The 21720-nt window shown below is 62.3% G+C and carries 17 protein-coding genes; 4 read left to right on the top strand and 13 right to left on the bottom strand.

Features of this window, described 5'->3' with window-relative positions; genetic code table 11:
* Window positions 1-8 precede the first annotated feature (8 nt).
* The 6 genes from BLU76_RS07145 to BLU76_RS07120 all read right to left on the bottom strand — a co-directional run bounded on the left by BLU76_RS07145 (window position 9) and on the right by BLU76_RS07120 (window position 9119).
* Complete coding sequence (locus BLU76_RS07145; RefSeq protein ID WP_092222192.1) at window positions 9-2105, bottom strand: site-2 protease family protein; 2097 nt, start codon at window positions 2103-2105, stop codon at window positions 9-11.
* A gap of 1 nt (window position 2106) precedes the next feature.
* Window positions 2107-3426, bottom strand: coding sequence for an efflux RND transporter periplasmic adaptor subunit (locus BLU76_RS07140; protein WP_092222190.1), 1320 nt, complete (start codon window positions 3424-3426; stop codon window positions 2107-2109).
* The gene (locus tag BLU76_RS07135; RefSeq protein ID WP_092146640.1) at window positions 3423-4202 is read right to left on the bottom strand and encodes an efflux RND transporter periplasmic adaptor subunit; all 780 of its coding nucleotides are present in this window, start codon (window positions 4200-4202) and stop codon (window positions 3423-3425) included. Before BLU76_RS07135 ends, BLU76_RS07140 begins: the two co-directional genes overlap by 4 nt.
* A 548-nt stretch (window positions 4203-4750) precedes the next feature.
* Window positions 4751-7186: an alpha/beta hydrolase gene (locus BLU76_RS07130; protein ID WP_092222188.1), complete on the bottom strand. Its 2436-nt coding sequence runs from the start codon at window positions 7184-7186 to the stop codon at window positions 4751-4753.
* 9 nt (window positions 7187-7195) lie between these two features.
* Window positions 7196-8638: a TIGR01777 family oxidoreductase gene (locus BLU76_RS07125; protein WP_092222544.1), complete on the bottom strand. Its 1443-nt coding sequence runs from the start codon at window positions 8636-8638 to the stop codon at window positions 7196-7198.
* Window positions 8631-9119 (bottom strand): cell division protein, encoded by a 489-nt coding sequence (locus BLU76_RS07120; protein WP_170867286.1) that lies wholly within the window; start codon window positions 9117-9119, stop codon window positions 8631-8633. Before BLU76_RS07120 ends, BLU76_RS07125 begins: the two co-directional genes overlap by 8 nt.
* Window positions 9120-9740: 621 nt before the next feature.
* Between BLU76_RS07120 and BLU76_RS07115 the strand changes: the two genes are divergently transcribed.
* On the top strand, window positions 9741-10109 hold the full coding sequence (locus tag BLU76_RS07115) for a DUF6124 family protein (RefSeq protein WP_092222186.1): 369 nt from the start codon (window positions 9741-9743) through the stop codon (window positions 10107-10109).
* 414 nt (window positions 10110-10523) lie between these two features.
* Window positions 10524-11360 carry an RHS repeat-associated core domain-containing protein gene (locus BLU76_RS07110; protein ID WP_092222184.1) on the top strand — a complete coding sequence of 279 codons (837 nt, stop codon included), beginning with the start codon at window positions 10524-10526 and terminating at the stop codon, window positions 11358-11360.
* A 13-nt stretch (window positions 11361-11373) separates the two neighbouring features.
* Here the strand turns inward: BLU76_RS07110 and BLU76_RS07105 are convergent, their stop codons facing one another.
* From BLU76_RS07105 to BLU76_RS07075, 7 genes are all read right to left on the bottom strand, one after another.
* Window positions 11374-12240 (bottom strand): ABC transporter permease, encoded by an 867-nt coding sequence (locus BLU76_RS07105; RefSeq protein ID WP_092151086.1) that lies wholly within the window; start codon window positions 12238-12240, stop codon window positions 11374-11376.
* Window positions 12241-12252: 12 nt separating this feature from the next.
* Window positions 12253-13113 carry an ABC transporter ATP-binding protein gene (locus BLU76_RS07100; RefSeq protein WP_092222182.1) on the bottom strand — a complete coding sequence of 287 codons (861 nt, stop codon included), beginning with the start codon at window positions 13111-13113 and terminating at the stop codon, window positions 12253-12255.
* A 5-nt stretch (window positions 13114-13118) separates the two neighbouring features.
* On the bottom strand, window positions 13119-14144 hold the full coding sequence (locus tag BLU76_RS07095) for an ABC transporter substrate-binding protein (RefSeq protein ID WP_092222180.1): 1026 nt from the start codon (window positions 14142-14144) through the stop codon (window positions 13119-13121).
* 37 nt (window positions 14145-14181) lie between these two features.
* Window positions 14182-15093: a TauD/TfdA dioxygenase family protein gene (locus tag BLU76_RS07090; RefSeq protein WP_092222178.1), complete on the bottom strand. Its 912-nt coding sequence runs from the start codon at window positions 15091-15093 to the stop codon at window positions 14182-14184.
* Window positions 15094-15421: 328 nt separating this feature from the next.
* Entirely contained in the window at window positions 15422-16789 is a 1368-nt protein-coding gene (locus tag BLU76_RS07085) for an HlyD family type I secretion periplasmic adaptor subunit (RefSeq protein ID WP_063323481.1), read from the bottom strand.
* Window positions 16779-18935 carry a type I secretion system permease/ATPase gene (locus BLU76_RS07080; RefSeq protein WP_092222176.1) on the bottom strand — a complete coding sequence of 719 codons (2157 nt, stop codon included), beginning with the start codon at window positions 18933-18935 and terminating at the stop codon, window positions 16779-16781. The genes BLU76_RS07085 and BLU76_RS07080 overlap by 11 nt, the downstream gene beginning before the upstream one ends.
* Before the next feature lie 37 nt (window positions 18936-18972).
* Window positions 18973-20322 (bottom strand): TolC family outer membrane protein, encoded by a 1350-nt coding sequence (locus BLU76_RS07075; protein WP_092151074.1) that lies wholly within the window; start codon window positions 20320-20322, stop codon window positions 18973-18975.
* Between BLU76_RS07075 and BLU76_RS31465 the strand changes: the two genes are divergently transcribed.
* Together BLU76_RS31465 and BLU76_RS07070 are read left to right on the top strand one after the other, a co-directional pair.
* Entirely contained in the window at window positions 20321-20464 is a 144-nt protein-coding gene (locus tag BLU76_RS31465; protein WP_161951741.1) for a hypothetical protein, read from the top strand. The genes BLU76_RS07075 and BLU76_RS31465 overlap by 2 nt on opposite strands.
* Window positions 20465-20680: 216 nt before the next feature.
* On the top strand, window positions 20681-21720 hold a 1040-nt coding region (locus tag BLU76_RS07070; protein ID WP_092222174.1), incomplete at its 3' end, for a retention module-containing protein.

The following is a 21720-nucleotide window of genomic DNA, read 5'->3' as shown; positions in this document are numbered from 1 at the left end:
CTCGCTCCTTAAAAACCGCTTTCCCTGACACCCAACGCCGCCAACCGACGCCAGGCCGCTCCCAACACCGACTCGCCCTGCCCCTGCAACACCACCACGCCACGCAGCGGTTGCACCGGCGCGGCCGAATCGTCAATGGCACTCAGGCGCACGCCATACTGCGCCTGCACCGGCTCGGCCCGTTGCTGCGAATCCCGGCGCACCGCAATCGGCCCATGGTGGTCGGACGTCAACGCTTGTTGTTCGACCCAGGCCACGCCGTTGGTGTCGATTTCATTCAACTGCACGGCAATCGATGGGTGCATCGGATCGTCGGCAATGAACCGTCCCGTGGCACCCGGCCCGACCCGCCAGAGCTCGGCTTCGGTGAGGTACCCGCGCAACCGCGAATCGGGCTGCACCACCCGCGCCAGCACCTGCGTCGGTGACAGCCAGCGCCCTACCGACAGTTGCGGCAACAAGTCGCGCACTTGGCCGGCATGGGGAGCACGCAACAACAGACGTTCGCGCTGGGCCACCAGGCCTCGGTACTCGGCCACCGCTTCGGCCAGTTGCTGTTCGATGATGCCGGCATCGGCTGCGGTTTCGCTGCGCCCGGCCTGACGACGCATCTGCAGTTGCTGGATCTGGATTTCCCGGCGCACGATAGCCAGGCGCGAGGCCATGTCCGGCGATTCCAGCTCAATCAACACATCACCCTGGGCCACGGCCTGGCCGTCGCGCACATTCACCTGCTTGACCCGCGCCGCCACTGGCGCATGCAAGGCACTGGCCCGTCCGGCCTCGAGCATGGCCGGCACTTCCACCGCGCTGCGCCAGGGCAACAGCAACGCCAACAGCAACGCCAGCAACACCAGGCCGCTCAGGAGCATCCGCCCTCCGCGGGCTTGCTCGCGGCGACTCCACCATTGCCACCACTCACTCACGATGGGCATAAAAATGAACCACACCAATTCCACCATCATCAGAAAAATGCCCAGCACCTTGAAAAACAGGTGATAGACCGCCAGGGCAATCCCGAAAAACAACAATGCCCGCCACAGCCAGGAGCCGTATCCCCAGACCAGCAAACGCCGGCGCATCTTCGGCGACCAGGGTTCCGGCGCCGCCGCGCCATAACCGAACAAGGCTTCGCGTAGGCGCCAGCGGCACAGGGCGAACGCACGTCCCTGAAGGTTATCCACCGCCCAGAAATCACTGAGCAGGAAATACCCGTCAAAACGCATGAAAGGGTTCAAGTTGATGATCAGCGTGGTGATCCAGGTGGCGCTGGCCAGCATGAACGCCGCGGTGCGCGCCGGCCCGTCGGGCAGCAGCGACCAGGCCAGCAGCGCGATGCACGCCAGCAACAATTCGGCCAGGACGCCGCCGGCACCAATCAGCAACCGCGCGCGACGATCGTTGATCCGCCAGGCATCGCTGACATCGGTATAGAACATCGGCAACAGCACCATGAACGCCACGCCCATGCTTTGCACACGACAACCGGCGCGCTTGGCCATGAAGGCATGGCCGAACTCATGGCACAGCTTGGCGAAGAGCAACGCCGCCCCGAAGGCCAGCGCACCGCCCAGGCTGAACAGGTGCGGAAACGTCGCGATGAAACGCTGCCAGTCCCGCGACACCAGGAAGATGCCGAGGCCCAGGGTCAGCGGCAGGCCATAGCGCAGGATCCCGGGGCCGAACCGCGCCAACCAGGGCCAGGCCCGGTTGAGAAAGGCGTCCGGGCGCCACAGCGGGATGCGAAAAAACAGGTATTGATGCAGCAGGATCTGCCACAGGCTCTGGCGTTGTGCGGCAGTCTTGAAGAGGTAACTGTCGCGCTGTTGTGGGTCCATCGCGCTGATCAGGTCATGGCCGCGCAAGAAACCCAGCAGTTGCTCCAGCGACTCGCCATTGAGCGGCAGGCCCGGCTCGCGGTTTGCGGCTTGCAGCACCTGTTCCGGATCGCCCAGGGACCAGTGCCGCAACATGCGCATGGCCGCGGCGCCAAGCTTGAAATAGCGCCCGCGCACCGGATCAGCCAAGGTCCACTGCGGCGAACCGTCCGGGTCCGGCGCCGCCGCGGACAACTGCAGGTCCGGCCGCAGGCTCGGCAAGTCCATGCTACAGGCCTACGCTCTGGCGCAGGCCGGCCAGTGGCCGACGCAGCAGGTACAACGCCAGCGGCGCGCGGTCGCCAAAGACCTTCGCCGTGCCCCGCAGGCCGATGCGCGGCGCCGTGGCATCGAAACGCGCGTCCAACCGGTACGCCAACTGCCCGGCGGCGGTAGGCTGCGCTTCATAGGCCGAGCGCTCGAGCCAGGCCAGGTGCCGCTGCAACGGGTCGCTGTCGAGAAACAACGCCACTTGCGCACCGGGCTCCAGGGCAATCGCGTCGCCCACTGCCAATTCAATACGCAACTCGGCCTGGTTCGGGTCGGCGATTTCCATCAGTCGCTCGCCGGTCTGCACGGGCTTGCCGAGCCAACGCTCGGCGTCGGCAAATACCGCAATGCCGTCGCGCTCGGCGCGGACTTCGCTGCGCTTGAGCAGCTCAAGCGCGTAGTTGCGCTCGGCCCGCTTCTGTTCGACGCGGGCGGCCAGCAAGTCAATCTTCGAACTGGATTCAGCGTCGACAAACGAACGCTGGGAATTGGCCTTGAGTTCGGCCTCAGCCACGCCCAACGCACGCTCGGCCACATCGGCCTGGGCCTTGAGGCTGGTGCTTTCGAAACGCAGCAGCAGGTCGCCGTTCTTGACCGTCTGGTTGGGCTTGACCAGGAACTCGGCAATCACCCCATCCAACGGCGCCGCCACCACCTGCCCGCCCAATGGCACCACTTCGGCCGGGGCCAACACGGACTGGCGCACCGGGATCAGCAAGCCCAGCAGCAACACCGCCACCAGGGCGACCTGGCGCTTGCGCGTCCAACGCAGACGCCACGGCTTGCGCGGTTGCAGCGCCAGCCACGCATGGCTGTAGGTGTCGCCCAGTTGCGATAACAGTACTTGCTCGGCAGGGGTCCATGGCAGGTCGCGGGCCAGCCATAAGCCGCCGAACACCTGGCCTTGATGATCGATCAACGGCAGCCAGAACACCTGCCCGGCCGACAGGCTTCGCCAGTCTGCCCGGATGGATTCGCTCATCCCCTCGGCGGCGATCACCCGGGCCTGATTCAGTACCCCCTGCTTGAACGACTGCGCCACCGCCTGTTCGACGAACGCCACAAACGGTGCGTTCGGCTCCACGGCGCTGACGCCCGTCACGGCCTGGACCTTGCCGGCGATCAATAGCGCGGCATGGCGAAAGCCGAACAGGGCCTGACCGTCGTTGACCAGGCTGTAGCTCAGTTGCGCCGGGGTACGTGCAGCACGCGTCTGGCGCTCCAGGTCGAGGAAGCGGGCGAACACCTGCTCGGCGTTGCCGGTGATCGGCGCGTTCACTTGGGCTCCGCGAAACGCGCGGTACCACTCATGCCGGACAACAGCCCCGTGGCATCCGGCAAGGTCGCCACCAGCAGCAAGGTCTGGCTACCCTCATCGATGCGCGCGCCCAAGCGCTTGACCGTCGCTTGCAATGGCTTGCCGGTTTCATCGGGAATAAACGTGAAAGGCTGGCCGGGCTTGAGCCGGTTCATCCAGCGCGACGGCACCAGCAGATGGATTTCCAGAGTGCGGTTGTCCACCACATCGAGCAACGGCGCCCCAGCGGCCACGCTTTCATAACGCTGGACCTTGCGCGCCACCACCTGACCATCGAAGGGTGCGACCACGCTGCAGCGCTTGACCTGAACCTGATACACCTGGGACTGTGCCTGGGTCTCATTGAGCCGGGCCTCGGCCCGCGACACCTCAAAACGCCCGACTGATTTCAATTGCGCCAGTTGCCGGTTATGCGCCAATTCCTCACCAGCACCCCGGCTGGCCGCCTGGGCCGCGTTGAGCTGGGCCTGATACGCCGAGCAATCGAAACGCGCCAGGGTGTCGCCCTTCTTGAACGACTCGCCCTCACTGAACGGCAACTCGACGATACGCCCGGCCAACTCGCTGGCCAGCACCGCCTGGTCCCGCGCCCGCAGCACCCCTCGCGCCTCGTTGCCACTCGGCGCACTGGCCGTGACACTGCTTTCCAGCAAAGGATCGTCGGCAGCAGGCGTTTGTGCCTGAACCGTGCACGCTACAAAGGTCAATCCCACAACCCAACTACTCAAACGTCGCATGACCGTTACTCCCTGACGGATGGGCGGAGTCTACGACAGCGGTGGGGGGCGTCAAGGGAGGCAAGAAATTTGGTGGTCATACACGCCCTGTGGCGAGGGAGCTTGCTCCCGCTGGACTGCGCAGCAGTCCCAAACCCTGGCGCCTCGGTGTGTCAGGCAGATCGCATTCAAATTGCTTGGGGTCGCTACGCAACCCAGCGGGAGCAAGCTCCCTCGCCACAGGTTCCGTGATCGACGCAGATCACGCTGCCTACTCCACCAACGATTCACTCGCTCAACCTCGTACGCAGAGATTAAATTCTCTGGCTGTTGGGGTGAAAAAACCGGCTTCGGCCGGTTTTTTCGTTTCTGGGGATTGAGAACAGCCCCTGAATTGAACTCACTCCCTGTGGCGAGGGAGCTTGCTCCCGCTGGACTGCGCAGCAGTCCCAAACCCTGGCGCCTCGGTGTGTCAGGCAGATCGCATTCAAATGCTTGGGGTCGCTACGCAACCCAGCGGGAGCAAGCTCCCTCGCCACAGGTTCCGTGATCGACAGCCTTCGCGCTGCCTACTCCACCAACCTCAACTCCCCATCGCAATACACCACCTCACGCCCCAACCAACCCACATCCACCTGCGGCAACACCGCCGAGGGTTTGCGCAACTCACGCAGCAGCGTCGAGCCGTGGGACAAACGTCCACCCATGCGTGCGATAACGGCTCGGGCGCTTTGATAGTGTGCATGGCGACCAGGGTCCAGGGTGTCCTCAAGCAGAATGTCCTCACCCAGAATCCCGCGGGCCTGCCCCGGATAAATCATGAAGCCGCTGGCCTGCTCGGTGCCTTCACGACCGTCCTGCCAGAAGCTGCCATCGCGGGTGCGGATGTCCGGGTGCGGCGCGAACCAATGGGCTCGGTCAGCCGCCGGCATGGCGTGATGCAGGCGGAAGAACATCCGCATCAGGTTGTCGCGATACCATTCGCGCACTTGCAGGTAGTAACCGCGTAAGCCCGGCAGACCCGTCGAATGGGCAACACGAATCGCCAGGGGCCATTGTGGGAAGGCCTGCAAGGGCAACTCGGTCGGCGCCGGGCGTGGCGTCGCCGGGTCGGTTTCCCACGGCAGGCGATGGGGACTGTGTTCCAGGTCGTCATAGGCGGTCGGTGGGCGCCCCAACAGGTCGCCGCCGCTGCTGGCCAACGCGCTGGCGATGCACAGGTTGCCTTGCACCACGAACACGTAGAAGCGGGTGAACCAGTCGGCTAGTTGCTGGCCGTCGGCGCCTTGTGTGGTCAGTTCGAACAGCTCCCGGTCGAAGCGCCGCAAGCCGTGTTCGAGCGTGAGCAGATGCCCACGAGCGATGCGTTGCATGCGCAGGAACAACGGCAGCGAACGCAGCAGGCACAGTGGCCGCCAAGGCAGGTGCGGTGTCGCGCCGCCAACCTCGCCGGCGTAACTGCTGGCACTGATGCCCCAGTCGGCCAGCCGGGCGAGAAACAGGTCGTTGTTGATGTACGACGCGCCGCCAAACACCGCCGTGAACGGCTCGCTGTCCTGTAACACCCGCGAGTCCCAACGCGCCATGATCGCCGGAATACTCGCCGCCGCGCGGCGCTGGGCGTACTCCACCAACACGCTGGGTTGCGGCGGCAGGATCTCGGCGATGTTGGCGGCGGTCAGGTGGCGGCGCCAGCCGTAGTCGCTGATCGGCCGGTATTGCAGCAGCCAGAGTTGCGTGCCGTCCCAGGCCCATTCAACGTCGCCGGGTACGTAGTGGAAGACCCGCAGCACGCCTTGCAGGAAACGCCATAGCACGTCTTCGGTCAGGCCATGGGCGGGCTTGAATGTGCCGCTGCTCCACGACGCGCCGAGGCGGGAAAGGATCGCCCGCTCGGGGCTCACCTGACCATCGGCCAACGACTCCAGGTGACCTTCGACCCATTCCAGTTCGACGGACAGGTGGCGCACGAAGGCAATCCCGGACAACCGTGGTGCGATGAAGCGCTGCACCACCACTTCCTCGACACCTGCCGCACTCAACTCGACAATGCGCGCCGGCACGTTGTGCGTCGGTTCACGCAGGAACGTGGTGCTCAGGCCGGCATTCGCCGCGTCGGCCTGGTCCTCGCCGTAGCTGGAGGAACGCACCGCCCAGATAGCGTCCGGTTGACTGCTCAGGAACGCCGGCAAGCGCGGATCATGGCAACCGTTGAGCGACAGCGCCGCAGGCACCGCCAGCCCGGCCAGTTCCGCCAGGCGCAAGCGCCCACCCTTGGTGTGCGCGACGAACCCACGCTCGCCCGACTCCAGCCATGCGGCGAACTCGGCCGGCGCATCGATCCACGGGTAGTGGCCCCAACCGGGTTTCAGGCTGATGGTCAAATCGGCACGGGCAAGAATGGCCGCCCAGGCCGCCGCCTGGGCGATGCCCAGCACCTTGTCCTGATCGCCCCAGACCAGTTCGACCGGGTCGGTGATCCATTCCAGCAGCGGCAGTGCGGTGTCCGCACGCAACTGATCCCAGAGCGGCACAAAGGCGCGGCAGCGAGCATAGCCGGCGCCCATGCGCTGGTACTGCGCGGGCGTCCAGGTCTGGCGGGAGAATTTGTGGGCAAACAGCGTCGGCTTGTTCGAGAGCAGCCAGTGAATGGTCTTGCGAATCGGCAGTGGCGACATCAACGCCGGCAGCCGTCGTTGCCACAAAAAAGCACCAACCGGCGCCAACAACACACTGCGACAAAAATGCCCCGGCTGACGTTGCAAGGCGTGCAGCACCAGCAAGGCGTTGACCCCGACCGCCATGATCGCGCTGCCCTTGTCCGTTGCCGCCAGCAACGCCTGGGCGTAGGCCGCCAGGTCTTCGCAGGGGGCCTGAGGGTTGTTACCAAAGCCAGGCAGCTCCAGCGGCACCACGTCGTGGTGCTGAAAATGCGGCAACGCGTCGTCCCACCAATCGGCGGCGCTTCCGTTGCCGGCCAGCAGGTACATCCGGGGCTTGCTCATGGGCGCTCCTCAGGCCAGGTCGCGCAAGGCAGCGTCGAGGGTCGGGTACCGGAACGTATAACCGGCCTCGACGAGACGATTGGGCACCACGCGCTGGCCGTCGAAAAACAGCTGGGCCATCTCGCCAGCCAGGGCACGCACCGGCGCGGCAGGAATGTGGAACCACACCGGACGCTTGAGTACCTTGCCGACGCTTTCGGCGAACAGCGCCTGACTGACCGTTTCTGGCGCCACCAGGTTGTAGGTGCCGCTCAGGCTTTCGTCATCGAAAGCCCGGGCGATCACTTGGATGACGTCGTCGCGGTGCACCCAACTCATGATCTGCCGACCATCGCCCATCCGCCCGCCGAACCCCAGGCGAAACGGAATCAGCAACGGCAGCAACGCGCCGCCCGGGCCAAACACCACGCCCAGGCGCATCACCACCTGGCGCACGCCCAACTCAGTGGCGGGCCGGGCTGAGGCTTCCCAACGCACACAGAGTTCAGCCATGAAACCATCACCCTGGGCGGCACTTTCATCGAGACTTTCGCTGGCGTCACGCACGCCGTAAAAACCGACGGCCGAGGCCTGTATCCACAACGCCGGTTTGTGCCGGGCGTTTTTCAACCAGGTCATCAAGGCTTCAGTGGTATTGACCCGACTGGCGATGAGTTGCGCCTGACGCTTGGGACTCCAGCGCGGCCCGGCCACCGGTGCGCCTGCCAAGTTGATCACCACATCGAAGGTTTCGTCATGGCCCAGTTTGCCCAACGAACGCAGGCACCGGGCGCGGCCGTCGAACAGATAGGCCGCTTTCAATGGATCGCGAGCCAGCACGCTGACCGTGTGCCCGGCATCGAGCAGTTGATTGACCAGTGTCTCGCCGATAAACCCGGTGCCCCCGGTCACCAGCACGCGCTTGTAGGCGCCACCGGCAAACGGGTTGGCGGGCTTGCCCGCGCGCTGCATGCGCAAGGCCGCCAACCCGTCGCGAATCCCCGAGGCCGTGACCCCGATGGCGAACAAGGTCAGCAACCAACCGCGCCAGCCCAGGTCGATCGCGCTCAGGCCGGTCGGCAAATTCGCCCATTGCGCCAGTTGCACGCCGTACAACGCGAAGAAGGCCCCGCCGTTGACCGCCAGCACCGTGTGCATGATGCGCTCGATGGCGGGCAACTTGCGGGTCCGGTCCTCAACCACGAAATCCCAGAGCGTCAGGCCGATCTCCAGCGCGAACAGCAGCGCGATGACGATCGCCCACGTCCCCTCGAAGGCCAAGTGCGCCATGCCCAGGAACAGGACCCCGTAGAAGCACGAGCGCAGGGCGTGGATAGAGAGCTCCAGCCGGGCACTGTGGCGATAGGGCAAGGCGACGGTCAGTTCGTGGTGATACAGGGTATCCAGCGCACCGAGGATCGCTTGGGCAATCAGCAGGGTGATGGCCCAGTCCAGCAGTGAAAAGTCAGGCATGGTTTGCATCACTCGACGCGTTGTCAGTCAGGGAGGTGCGGCGGTCGTGGCGATAGAGCCAAAACAGCGGCGGCAATAAAACGAGCAGTGCCAGGCTGTCGAACCACAGGTGCGACCAGACCCGTGCCTGGACAGAAATCAGCATGTCCTGGGGCGCCCAGAGCAAGATGCCGGCGATGATCCAACCCCAAGGCATGGCGCGCTTCAGTCGATTGCCAATGTGCACGAGGGCGAGCATGTACAACGCATAGCTTTGCAACGTGGCGCCGAACAAGGCCAGCCACCAGACCTGTTGTGCCCTGGCCGTCGCGGGCACCGCGGCGGCGCCCCAGAAGGCCTGTTCGATGTTTTGCAGGTAGCCATCGAGCAAGCCCGAATGGCCTGCCCAGCTCAGGGTGACGCCGGCAAGCAGATGCATCAGGGCGGCGGCATAGAGCCAAACGACCAGGGCTTTGCGAAGGGTGCTTTGAGGGACTGGCATTCCGTGTCCTGAAGGCTTGCTGGAGGGTCGCAAGTCTAATGGAAAAGGAGGTGGCTTTATCTGGCTAACGGGCCGGCCAACGATAAATAAATCCGCGTCTGAACACCTGAGGCGTTCCCCACGCCCAAGCCGAACGCAATTGTGGCGAGGGGATTTATCCCCGCTGGGCTGCGCAGCAGCCCCAAATGGTTGAACACCCGCAGCCTGACACAACGAGGAGACTGGTTTCAGGGCTGCTGCGCAGCCCAACGGGGATAAATCCCCTCGCCACAGGTTCGGTGTTCCATTTCAGTAAGCAACAGGTCCTAGGAGATTTCCTTCAAGTTGTAGCGATGTTGGTGAACTTGTTCGGCTCGGGGCTCACCGCTAGTCTGGGTTTGTCACTGAAAAAACGGTGACACGGACGTGCAAGTCCGGGTAAAAGAACGCCAAATAATGCCACCAGCCATTTAATGAGCATTCGTGCCCGTGTTTTATGGCGGCTGTGTGTGGGGAGACCTTCGGGTCTGCCGAGGTTTTTTTGGTGGTTCCTACTCGGTCTTGCACACCCTCACATAGCTGCCACCCTTATATCGCGTGCAAGCGAGCTAGGGCGGCTCTGATTGAATAGGAAGCCAAAACATGTTCAAGGTAACTCCGAATCCGCCAGGAGGCCCTGGCAACTCCGACAAATCCTCAAAAACCAAAAAACTCGACGAAGCCGCCGAGCGCGCCCTCGACTACTACCTCAACCCCAAACCGGCCGATGAAGCCTCGGGTAAAACCCAAGCATCCCAACTCTTCATGGTCGCCCCGGACATCGACACCGAAACCCTGTTGGCCAATGCCTCCGAAGACCTGCTGTCCATCAGCGCCATCGCCGCCGACCTGGCGGATGACGTTGAAGGCAGCCGCCGCAGTGTCATCCTGGCGATCAGCCGCATGACCGATGGGGTGCATTTATTGGTGGAGCGGGCGATGGATCGGCTTGAGGTCCAGGCTTCGGGCTGACATTCCTGTGGTGGATTGAAAACCGCCATCGCGAGCAAGCTCGCTCCCACAGGGGTTTTGTGTCGACTGAGATATCGAGATCAACGCCCGTCAACTGTGGGAGCGAGCTTGCTCGCGATGACGCCAGCCCAGACAACCCAGAACCCGTGGCGAGGGAGCTTGCTCCCGCTCGACTGCGCAGCAGTCGCAAAACCCGGCAACGCGGTCCGCCTGAAGAAACGCAGGGGCCTGCTTCGCAGGCCAGCGGGAGCAAGCTCCCTCGCCACGGGTTCGAGCTGCCAGTATTTTCCCTCCAGGAGCTTGCTCCTGGGGTGGAATGTGGAACAACTAGCAGTTCTGATAGTTCTCCAACCGGCGCCAGAGGTGTAGAACTAAAGCCAACAGTTTCGAGCCTCACGCTTGCGAGTGTTTCGTATGACTCAAAGCAGACCGAACGATCAAGAGAAGCCGAGCCAGCCGCGGACGGTGTTGCTGGCAGTGGATCTCAAAAATTCGGTACTTGCTGAACTCGACGCGAGTAACCCCAATCGCATTGCGTACTCCCCGTACGGTCATCAATCAGCACAACATGGGGTCATATCCCAGTTGGGTTTCAATGGCGAACGGCGCGAAGCAATACCTCAATGGTACTTTTTGGGTAATGGCTACCGCGTCTACAACCCACGGCTGATGCGCTTTCATAGCCCGGACAGTTTGAGCCCGTTTGGTAAAGGTGGGCTGAATGCGTATATGTATTGCGGTGGGGAACCGGTGATGAACTCGGATCCGACGGGGCACTATTTGGGCTGGGCTTCGAGCTTTATACTGAAGTTCATTGGCGGGCTGCGAACTGCCATGACACGCGCTACCAGTGCCGCAAACTCTGTCAATAGCGCGGTCTCAACTATTTTCAGCGGCGTAAATCGAGCACGAAATGAAGTCAGTAAGCTCGTTATAGGGGGGACACAGAAAAAGATGTCGACTGAACTTCGAAAACTCCTCACTCGAGAAACACTGCCTCCTTCCGCCACGACGCGCACTTCGAAAATCCCGAGTACCAAATTACGGAATCAAGAACACGGCCGCACCTACATGACGAAGCTTAAAAGTACCAAACCATCCAACGAACATCTCACGCTTGCAAACGAAGCAGCCAAGAGAAACCTGGAGACAGAACGTGAGTTCAATCTAGCTGCTCAAGCCGAACAACTCCGTTCCAACCGGGTTGACCAGTTTAATTCGTATAGGAATTTTGGGGCTGATTCTGAGTAAGCCAGCTTCTTTTTTACCGCTGCATCCCCCAACGCTTCACCGTCACCCGCTCCAAACTGTCGAACACCAGGTTCTCCACCAACAGCCCAATCAAAATCACCACCGCCAACCCGGCAAACACCTTGTCGGTGTACAGCTCGTTGCGGTTCTGGAAGATGTACCAGCCCAGGCCGCCCTTGCCACTGGTGGCGCCGAACACCAGTTCGGCGGCGATGAGGGTGCGCCAGGCGAAGGCCCAGCCGATTTTCAGCCCGGCGAGGATCGATGGCAACGCCGCCGGGATCAGGATAAACAGCACAAAACGCAGGCCCTTGAGCCCGTAGTTGCGCCCAGCCATGCGCAGCGTTTCCGAGACGCCAAGAAAACCCGCATACATGTTCAACGCCAGCGCCCACAGCACCGAATGCACCAGCACGAAAATCAGGCTGTTCTGCCCCAGGCCAAACCACAGCAGCGCCAACGGCAACAGGGCGATGGCCGGCAACGGGTTGAACATCGATGTCAGGGTGCTGAGCAGGTCGCGGCCCAGTTGGGTCGACACCGCCAGGGTGGTCAGGCCGAACGCCAGGACGATGCCCAGCAGGTAGCCCTTGATCAGCACCACCAGGGAAATCCACACCTTGCCCAGCAGCTCGCCGCTGAGCAGACCGTCGTACAACGCGTTGGCGGTTTGCAGGAAGCCCGGTAGCAGCAGGTCGTTGTTCTGGTAGCGGGCCACGGCTTCCCACACCACCGCCAGCAGCAACAGGATCAGGCTCTTGCGCAGCCAGCCCTGTTGCCAGAGGCGCTGGCCGAGGGGCAGCTCCCGCTCCAGCGGCACGTGGGTCAAAGGTTGCAGGTCGACTTCATATTCTTCGCGCGCGGGCGACAAATGGCTCATGGAATGTTCCCCTCAGTACGCGATACGAATGTCGGTGAAATCCAGCTCACGCTCGGCTTCAAGCGGCTGGCCTTCATTGAACAGCAAGCCATGAATCCGCCGCGCCGTATGCTGGAACCCCACGCCACCGAGGCTATGCAGATCGTATTGATGGCTGTGGACTTCGGCCCGCACACGCCCGGGGTGCGGTGACAGCAGCAGGATGCGATTGCCCACCACCAACGCCTCTTCGATCGAGTGAGTGACGAACAACAGCGTGAAACGCACCTCTTCCCAGAGCAGCAGCAGTTCTTCCTGCATCTTGCGCCGGGTCAGGGCATCGAGGGCGGCGAAGGGCTCGTCCATCAAGAGGATTTTCGGCTGCATCGCCAGCGCCCGGGCAATCGCGACGCGAGCTTTCATGCCGCCGGACAACGTATGGGGATACGCATCGGCAAACGCCGCCAGACCAACCTTGTCCAGGTAATGCAGCGCCCGCTCCTCAGCTTCGCGACGCTTGAGCGTGCCAGACGCCAACAGCGCGAACATCACGTTCTGCTTCACGGTTTTCCAGGGCGGCAGTTGGTCGAACTCCTGGAACACCACGATCCGGTCCGGCCCCGGCGCGCTGACGGTTTGGCCTTGCAAGCGAATCTCGCCTTCGCACGGGGCGATGAAACCGCCAATGGCCTTGAGCAAGGTGGACTTGCCGCAGCCGGAGGGGCCGAGCAATACGAAACGGTCCGCCGGATCGACTTCGAAACTCACCTGGTGCGTCGCCCGCACCACACGCTGCGGGGTGCGGTATTCCAGGCTGACGTTATCCACCGACAACAACGCGGTACCGGTAGAGGTGGGGTTGCTGGCCGCGTGGCCTTGCAAAAGCGCGGTCATGACAATCAGCTCCCCTGCAGCGGTTTGGCGTCCTGGAAGAAATAGTCTTCCCACGATGCCGGTTTGTTCTTGATCGCGCCGACGCGGTAGAGGAATTCGGCCAGCGGGTAGGTGTTTTTCGGGTTGACGGTGAATTCGATCTGCGGGTTATCGATGATCTTCAGCAATGTCGCCCGGTCGATCTTGGCCTGGGTCACCCGCAGGTAGGTGTCCGCCGCCGCGCCTTTGTCCTTCTGAGCGAATTCGGCCGCTTCGGTCAGCGCCTCGACGAATGCCTTGTAGGTCTTCGGGTTTTCATCGCGGAATTTCTCGGTGGCAAACAGCACCGTGGGCGAGTTCGGACCGAGTACGTCATAGGAATTGAGCACCACGTGGACACTGGGGTTTTGCAGGGCCTGGTCCTGGAACGGCGGGTTGGAAAAGTGCCCGGTCAACTCGGTGCCGCCGGCGATCAATGCCGCCGTGGCATCCGGGTGAGGAACGGCCAAGGTGTACTTGTCGAGGCGATTGAAGTCCTTGTCGCCCCACTGCTTGGCGGCGGCGTATTGCAGGAAGCGCGACTGCACCGAAACACCCACCGCTGGCACCGCGATGCGGTCCTTCTCGGTGAAGTCGGCGATGGTCTTGACGTTGGGGTTGTTGCTCAACAGGTAATAAGGGAAGTTGCCCAGGGAGGCCACGGCCTTGACGTTCTGCTTGCCACGGGTGCGGTCCCAGACCGTCAACAACGGCCCGACACCAGCCCCAGCAATGTCGATAGAGCCAGACAGCAACGCATCGTTGACCGCCGCACCGCCCGACAGTTGGTTCCAGTCGACCTTGATATCGATGCCCTCCTGCTTGCCGTGCTTCTCGATCAGTTGTTGATCGCGGACCACGTTCAGCAGCAGGTAAACGATGCCGAACTGCTCGGCGATCCGAATCTCGCCCTCGGCGTGGGCGCTGGCGGGCGCAACCAGGCTGCCGGCCAGTAAACTGAAGCCCAGGCCTATGGCGGCGGCCAGCGGTGCAAAAGCGATGCGTTTGGACATGGTGATTCTCCAAGCTCTTTGCGCCAGGCGCAGCCGATCAGAAAGGGGCGTCGCCCTGGATGGTGGTGCGGTACAGCTTGCGGCGCAGATGGCTCGGGCAACCGGCGGCCAGGTGGATCAGCGAGCGGTTATCCCAGAACACCAGGTCATGGGGCTGCCATTGATGGCGATAGGTGTTTTGCGGCAACACGCTGTGGGCATACAGCTCGGCCAGCAGCGCTTGGCTTTCGTCCTCCGGCAAGCCGACGATGCGGGTGGTGAAGCCCTCGCTGACGAACAACGCCTTGCGCCCGGTTTCCGGGTGGGTGCGCACGATGGGATGGACGACTTCGGCAACCTGGGCCAGTTGCTCCGGCGTCAGCGTCGGGCGCCAGTTGCCTTCGAATTTGGTCTCGCTGTAGCGCGCCGTGTAAGAGTGAGCCGCCGAACGGCCTTCCACCGCTTTGCGCAACGCATCGGGCAAACCCTCCCAGGCTTTGTGCATGTCGGCAAACAGCGTGTCGCCGCCTTCGTTAGGCAATTCCTGAGCGTGGAGCATCGAGCCGAGGCTGGGCAGTTCTTTATAGGAGAGGTCCGAATGCCAGAATTTGCCGGCATCGCCGAGACCGATGGATTGGCCGTTTTCGATGATGTTGGAAACGATGAGGATTTCCGGATGCCCGGCCAGCAGGAACTGCTTGAGCACATGGATTTGCAGTACGCCAAAACGACGGCTGAAGGCGATGTGCTGTTCCGGGGTAATTTGCTGGTCGCGGAACACCACCACATGATGATCCAGGTGGGCGCGGTGGATGCGGGCGAAGTCCTGGTCGTTGATCGGCCGGGACAGGTCCAGCCCAATGATCTCGGCACCGACGGCTTCGATGAACGGTCGGATTTCGAACGTTTGCGGCGCGATGCTCGCGGCGCTTGGGGTACGGGAATCCGGAGAATAAGAGACGGCTGACATACATCACTCCCACGCACGGCGCGCTTGAACCGGCGCGCACTCGATCAAAACTCACGGCGTTACCGTGTTGGTTTGTGTCGTGCGGCGCGCCGATTGGTCGGCAGGTACGCAGGGGGATGACTTTAAGGGTATAAGAAAGTTAATTTAAATATTAAAAATGCATAAGCATATGGCAGAACTTGAGGGAACGACACGGTCCTGTGGCGAGGGAGCTTGCTCCCGCTGGGTCGCGCAGCGGCCCCCAAAAAAGCGATGAGCGCTGCGCACTCAAGCGGGAGCAAGCTCCCTCGCCACAAAAGCTATCCAGTCATCGATTGGCAGCTGTGGACTACCGCTCGTGCAGCGCCTCGGCCCGAGCCTTGATGATGGGTTTGAGCAGGTAGCTGAGCACGGTTTTCTTGCCGGTGATGATGTCCACCGACGCCACCATGCCCGGAATGATCAGCAGCGGTTTTTCATCAGTGCCCAGGTGGCTGCGTTCGGTGCGCAGCTTGATGATGTAGTAAGTAGTCTTCTTGTCTTCATCGGTGATGGTATCGGCGCCGATCTGTTCCAGCTTGGCTTTCATCCCGCCGTAGATGGTGTAGTCGTATGCGGTGAATTTCACCGTGGCGTCCTGGCCGGGGTGCAGGAAGGCGATGTCCTGGGGACGGATTTTCGCCTCCACCAGGATGGTATCGTCCAGCGGCACGATTTCCACCAGGTCGCTGCCGGGCTGGATCACGCCGCCAATGGTGTTCACCAGCAACTTGTTGACGATGCCGCGCACGGGCGACGTCACCAGGGTCCGGCTCACCCGGTCTTCCAGGGCTTTGCCGGTGGCCTGGGCCTTGTTCAGGTCGGTGCGTGCTTCATTGAGCTGGGTCAGGGCATCGCTGCGGAACTTGCCGCGGGTCTCGTCGATCTTGCGCTGCACTTCCTTGATCGCCGATTCGGCACGCGGGATCGCCAGCGTCGTGGCGTCCAGTTGCCCACGGGTCTCGACCTCGGCGCGCTTGAGCCGCAGCACTTCCACCGGCGATACCGCGCCCTGGGCCACCAGCGGCTCGGACATGTTGATTTCCTGGCGTTGCAGCGCCAGGCCGGAGCGGTACTGCGCCTGCTTGGACACGAATTCGCGCAGTTCCTGCTGGCGCTGGATCAACTGCTCCTGCAAGCCGCCGATTTCATCGTGCAACTGCTGGCGGCGGCTGATGTACAGCGACTCCTCGCTGGCGGCCTGGCCCGGCACCGCCTTGAGCACATCGGCCGGGAAGTTCAGCGGCCGATCATCGACCTCGGCACTCAGGCGCTCGACCCGCAACAGCATGGACAGGCGATCGGCCTCGGTTTCGCCGACATTGGAGACAAAGCGGGTGTCGTCCAGGCGAATCAACGGTGCGCCGGCTTCGACGATCTGACCTTCCTTGACGAACAGCTCAGCGACGATGCCGCCTTCCAGGTTCTGGACTTTCTGGATCTTGGACGAGGGAATCGCCTTGCCGTCGCCCTTGGTCACTTCGTCGATCACGGCGAAGTTGGCCCACAGCGCCAGGAACACAAAGAAGCCGATGATGCCCCAGATCGTCAAGCGCACCACCCGGGGAGCGTCCTCGATCAGCGCCTTGTTGACTTCGGGCAGCGGTTGGCCGTGCAGCGAGTCGGAGCCTTTGAAATAGCGGCCCACAGCGCCCCTGAAACCTGATTTAAGCAACACTGATCTGCCCCTTCTTCAACGCTTCCATGACGGCGGCTTTCGGGCCGTCGGCAAGGATCTGTCCACGGTCGATCACCAACAGGCGGTCCACCAACGACAGCAAGGATGCCCGGTGCGTCACCAACAACACGGTCTTGTTTTCCACCACGGCGGCCAGGCGCTGTTTCAAGCGTTCTTCACCCGTGTTGTCCATGGCGCTGGTGGGTTCGTCCAGCAACAGGATGGGCGGGTTGAGCAGCAATGCGCGGGCCAGGGCGACGTTCTGGCGCTGGCCACCGGACAGGTTTTGTCCGCGCTCACCGACCTGCAGTTCATAGCCCTGCGGATGCAGGCGCGCGAACTCATGCACGCCCGCCAGTTCCGCGGCCTGGAGCACCAGTTCATCTTCGACGTAACGGGCGCCGGAGGTCAGGTTGTCCCGCAGGGTGCCGGCCAGCAGCTGGATGTCCTGGGGCACGTAGCCAATGTTGTAGCGCAGCTCGCTGACGTCGATCTGGCGGATGTCCACGCCGTCCACTAGCAAGGCGCCGTCATCGGGTTGATAAAGCCCCACCAGCAACTTGGCCAGGGAACTCTTGCCCGAGCCGCTGCGACCGATGATGCCGATTTTCTCGCCCGGCTTGATCACCAGGTTGATGTTCTTCAGCGCGGGGTTCTGCTGGTTCGGGTAGGTGAAGTTCAACTGACGGCATTCAATGGCGCCCTGCAACACCTTGCGGCTGAGCGGGCGCTCGTCGAAATTGCGCTCCTGGGGCAGCTCCATCATCTGGTCGACGGAGGTCATGGTCACCCGCGCCTGTTGGTAGCGGGTCAGCAGGCCCGACAGCGAAGCCAACGGGCTGAGGGCACGGCCGCTGAGCATGTAGCAGGCCACCAGCCCACCCATGCTCAGGTTGCCGGCGATGATCAGGTAAACGCCGAAGACGATCATGATCACCCCGGCCAGTTGCTGGATCAGCAAGGTGATGTTCATCGCCAGGCCGGACAACATCTTCACCCGCAGTTCGAGGCGGCTGAGGGTGCCGATGGTCTGTTCCCACTGGTACTGGCGCTCGCTCTCGGCGTTGTTGACCTTCACCGCGTCCAGGCCGGCCAGGGTTTCGATCAGGCTGGATTGGCGCTCGGCGCCCAGGGCCATGGTGCGTTCCATGGTTGCCACCAAGGGCTTTTGCAAGGCGTAGCCGATCAGCAAGGCAATCGGGAATGCCAGCACCGGAATCCACACCAGGTGCCCGCCGATAATCGCGATGACCATGAAGATCAGCAGGGTGAATGGCAGGTCGATCAGGCTGGTGAGGGTCAGCGAAGCGAGGAAATCCCGCAGGCTCTGGAACTCATGGATGTTCTGGGCAAAGCTGCCGACCCGCGCCGGGCGGTATTTCATGGACATACCGACGATGCGCTCGAACAGCGTCGCCGAGATGATCAGGTCGGTTTTCTTGCCCGCCAGATCCAGACACAGGCTACGCAGCATCTTGAGGATCAGGTCGAAGACATAGGCGCCGGTGATACCAACGGCCAATACCCACAGGGTCGATTCGGCCTGGTTCGGCACCACGCGGTCGTAGACGTTCATCACGAACAGTGGCGCGGCCATGGCGATGATGTTGATCAGCAGGCTCGCGGCAATGGCATCGGCATACAGCCAGCGGGACCGCTTGAGGGTGTCGCGAAACCACGAACGCGCCCGAGGAATCAGCGTGCCGTGGTTAACGTCAAATTTATGCTGCGGCTGGGCGAAGAACACCTTGCCGCTGTAGTCATCGGCCAGCAGTTCGCGGCTGATGGTCACCTCACCGCCATCACTTTCGCTGAGCAGCAACCGCGCCTGATCGTCACCGACCCAGCCCAGCAGCACGGCACTGCGGCCGTCCTTGAGCAACAACAGCGCTGGCATGGCGATGGTCGGGATTTGTTCGAGCTTGCGTTGCAGCACCCGACCTTGCAGGCCGGCACGGGCCGCCGCGCGCGACAATAATTCGACGCTCAGCCGCTGCTTGGGCAGCGGCAGGCCGGTGGTGAGCATTGCCGCGCTGGCCGGCTTCTGATGCAGCATGCAAAGCGCCAGCAAGCCGTCCAGCAGCGGGTCGTCGTGCAGCGTGCGCGGGTCATGAACTAGTTCGACTGGACTGACTTCTGATTCCACGCTCTGTACTCTGACTGATTAAAACGGGTGGTAGGACTCAATTCATCCCAGGCAACTGAACCTTGGGCTTCATGTCGTTCTGCACAACCGATGCCAACGGCGCGACCACACCCTGGCTTTTCAACAGCTGGCCCATGGTCGCCTTGATCCGGTACTGGGTGAACAGCTGCACATTCTTGATTTCGGCCAGACGACGGGACGCGCTGAACAGCTCGTTTTCACTGTCGAGCAAGTCGAGCAGGGTCCGCTCGCCGAGGCTGAACTGCTTCTGGTAGGCAGTGCGCACATTGGCGCTGCGATCCACGTATTGCTGGGCGACCGGCACCTGGGCGTTGGCGTTGTTCAAGGCGTTCCAGGCCAGGCCCAGCTCTTCGTTGAGCTGGCGCAGCGCGTTGTTGCGAATGTCCAGCGCCTGGTTGGACAGGTACGACTTGGATTCCAGGTCCGCCTTGTTGCTGCCGCCGGCATACAGGTTGAAACGCATGCGCAGCATGGCTTGCCATTCATTGTTGTGACCGTTCTGGCCGTCCAGGTCGTTGTCGGCAGTGCGGCCCAGCTCGGCGTCGAAGCGTGGGTAGAAGCTCGACTTGGCGGCTTCGTACTGTTGCTCGGCCGCGGCGATGTCGGCTTCGGCCGAACGCAGCACCGGGCTGTTTTCCAACATCTGGGCGCGGGCTTCGGTCAGGTTGGCCGGCAGCAACGCCAGAAAATCAGCAGGCCGCTCCAGTTGATCGGGCAGTTGGCCGACGGCGCTGAGGTAGTTGGTCTCGGCATCGGCCAGGTTGGTTTGTTCGGTGATCAGGTTGTTGCGGGCCTGGGCCATGCGCGCTTCGGCCTGGTCCATGTCGGCGCCGCTGCCCACGCCGCGGGAAGTGCGCAGCTTGATCTGGTCGAAGATGCGCTCGTGACTCTTGAGGTTTTCCTCGGCCAGGCGCACGAACTCGCGACGGGTCAGCACGTCCAGGTAGACCTGGGCCACTGTCAACCCGGTGCGCTCGGACGCGTCCAGCAACGAGTAGGCACGGGCATTGACGGTGGCTTGTTGACGCCCAACTTCGCTGGACGTCGCAAAACCGTCAAAAACCATTTGCGACAGACGCAGGCTCGACTCGCTGCGGTTCAGGGTTTCCCAATGATTGGTCCCGCCCGACCGGGTGGTGACGCTGTCGGTGCCTTCACGGCCGTATCCGGCTGCAAGGTCCACTCTAGGCAGGTAGCCACCCTTGGCCGCCTTGAGTTGGTAATCCGCCGCAAGGCGACTGTTCACGCCGGCCTGGATTTCAGGATGGACATCCAGCGCCTGTTGCATGGCCTGCGGCAAGGTTTGTGCTTGTACGAAACTGGCGGCGAGGGCAAAAGGTAAAGCCTTGAACAGGTACAGACGCATGGTGGATTTCTTCCTGAAACACTTGTCTTGGATCACAGCGAAACGTGGCGCTGCATCGGATGATGGCAACCGGAATGACCGTATGTCGGAAAGTTCAAAACAGGAGCTGAAACACGCACTGAAAGAACAGGTCGCCGCTTAAATATCAATGTGACATTACGCCAATGATTGTTTAGGATGGCCGGCATAAGGTCAATAGTTTGGCACAAACAAAATAATTGAAAAATTACAGCCAAAATATTGACATGTAAAAGCGTCAAATAACCTTACTTTGTGAACATGAACGTCCAGACCGCTGCTGCCTACAAGCCAGCGGGTCCATGGAAGTCTACTGAGCGTGGCCCCCGGAGAGTCTTCAATGAGCAGTGTTATTGCCGTTGTCAAAAGCATTGTTGGTCAGGTTTTCGTCGTATCCCCTGAGGGCATCCGGCGCGTACTCATTGAAGGTGATCGCTTGTACACGGGCGATCAGTTGGACACTGGCCCTTCCGGCGCCGTCACATTGGATCTGGCCGACGGCCGCACCCTGGACCTGGGCCGCGATACCCAGTGGAGCGCCAATGCCCCGGACTCGTCCACCGATCTTGAACAGGCCACAGCCCAGGCTGCGCCGTCAGTAGAAGAGCTGCAACAAGCCATCGCCGCCGGCGTCGACCCGACGACCGCCCTGGAAGCCACCGCCGCCGGCGCCACTGCCGCAGGTACGGGCGGTGCCACCGGTGGCGGCCACAGCTTTGTGGTGCTGGATGCCACCGCTGGTAGTGTCGACCCTACTGTCGGTTTCCCAACTGAAGGTCTCGCTGCGGCTGCCGCCACCGATAACAACATCCTGGGTGGCGATACTACGGATACAACCGCCAACGCCGTGCTCAATGCGACGATGACCCTGAGCGCTACGCCAACCCTGACCGAAGCCGGCGGCGTGCTGGTCTATACCGCGACCGTGACCCAGGCCCCGCAGACGGCCTTGACCGTGACCTTGTCCAACGGCGCGGTCATCGTGATCCCGGCGGGTCAGCTGACCGGTAGCGTCAACGTTCCACTCGCGCCGAATGACACTGTTTACAACGACCCAAGCCAGATCAGCGTGACCGTCACTGGCACCACCGGTGGCACTGGTATTGCCGTGACCGTGCCCACCACGCCGGCCGTGACCCAGATCACCGACACCATCGACACCACCACCGTCACCCTGACGGCGGGCAACACCGTGACCGAAGGCGGCCAGATCACCTACACCGCCACCCTGACCAACCCGGCCCAAACCCCGGTGACCGTGACCTTGAGCAATGGCTCGGTCATCACCATCGCGGCTGGCCAGACCACAGGCACCGTTAACGTCGAGACGCCAGCCAATGACGTCTACAACAACGGCAGCACGGTCAGCACCACCATTAC

Origin of the sequence: Pseudomonas sp. NFACC08-1 (assembly GCF_900106735.1) — a bacterium.
In the GTDB taxonomy this organism is placed as follows: domain Bacteria; phylum Pseudomonadota; class Gammaproteobacteria; order Pseudomonadales; family Pseudomonadaceae; genus Aquipseudomonas; species Aquipseudomonas fluorescens_Q.
The sequence above is the reverse complement of the archived record's forward strand: the minus strand, read 5'-3'. Positions and strand labels throughout refer to the sequence as shown.

What these genes read in the sequence shown, in the direction of transcription:
- BLU76_RS07075 (WP_092151074.1), bottom strand. Translation starts at nt 20,322, where the DNA reads ATGCGTCTGTACCTGTTCAAGGCTTTACCTTTTGCCCTCGCCGCCAGT.
- BLU76_RS07130 (WP_092222188.1), bottom strand. Translation starts at nt 7,186, where the DNA reads ATGAGCAAGCCCCGGATGTACCTGCTGGCCGGCAACGGAAGCGCCGCC.
- BLU76_RS07095 (WP_092222180.1), bottom strand. Translation starts at nt 14,144, where the DNA reads ATGTCCAAACGCATCGCTTTTGCACCGCTGGCCGCCGCCATAGGCCTG.
- BLU76_RS07125 (WP_092222544.1), bottom strand. Translation starts at nt 8,638, where the DNA reads ATGCCTGACTTTTCACTGCTGGACTGGGCCATCACCCTGCTGATTGCC.
- BLU76_RS07105 (WP_092151086.1), bottom strand. Translation starts at nt 12,240, where the DNA reads ATGAGCCATTTGTCGCCCGCGCGCGAAGAATATGAAGTCGACCTGCAA.
- BLU76_RS07090 (WP_092222178.1), bottom strand. Translation starts at nt 15,093, where the DNA reads ATGTCAGCCGTCTCTTATTCTCCGGATTCCCGTACCCCAAGCGCCGCG.
- BLU76_RS07100 (WP_092222182.1), bottom strand. Translation starts at nt 13,113, where the DNA reads ATGACCGCGCTTTTGCAAGGCCACGCGGCCAGCAACCCCACCTCTACC.
- BLU76_RS07135 (WP_092146640.1), bottom strand. Translation starts at nt 4,202, where the DNA reads ATGCGACGTTTGAGTAGTTGGGTTGTGGGATTGACCTTTGTAGCGTGC.
- BLU76_RS31465 (WP_161951741.1), top strand. Translation starts at nt 20,321, where the DNA reads ATGGTGGATTTCTTCCTGAAACACTTGTCTTGGATCACAGCGAAACGT.
- BLU76_RS07145 (WP_092222192.1), bottom strand. Translation starts at nt 2,105, where the DNA reads ATGGACTTGCCGAGCCTGCGGCCGGACCTGCAGTTGTCCGCGGCGGCG.
- BLU76_RS07110 (WP_092222184.1), top strand. Translation starts at nt 10,524, where the DNA reads ATGACTCAAAGCAGACCGAACGATCAAGAGAAGCCGAGCCAGCCGCGG.
- BLU76_RS07120 (WP_170867286.1), bottom strand. Translation starts at nt 9,119, where the DNA reads ATGCCAGTCCCTCAAAGCACCCTTCGCAAAGCCCTGGTCGTTTGGCTC.
- BLU76_RS07115 (WP_092222186.1), top strand. Translation starts at nt 9,741, where the DNA reads ATGTTCAAGGTAACTCCGAATCCGCCAGGAGGCCCTGGCAACTCCGAC.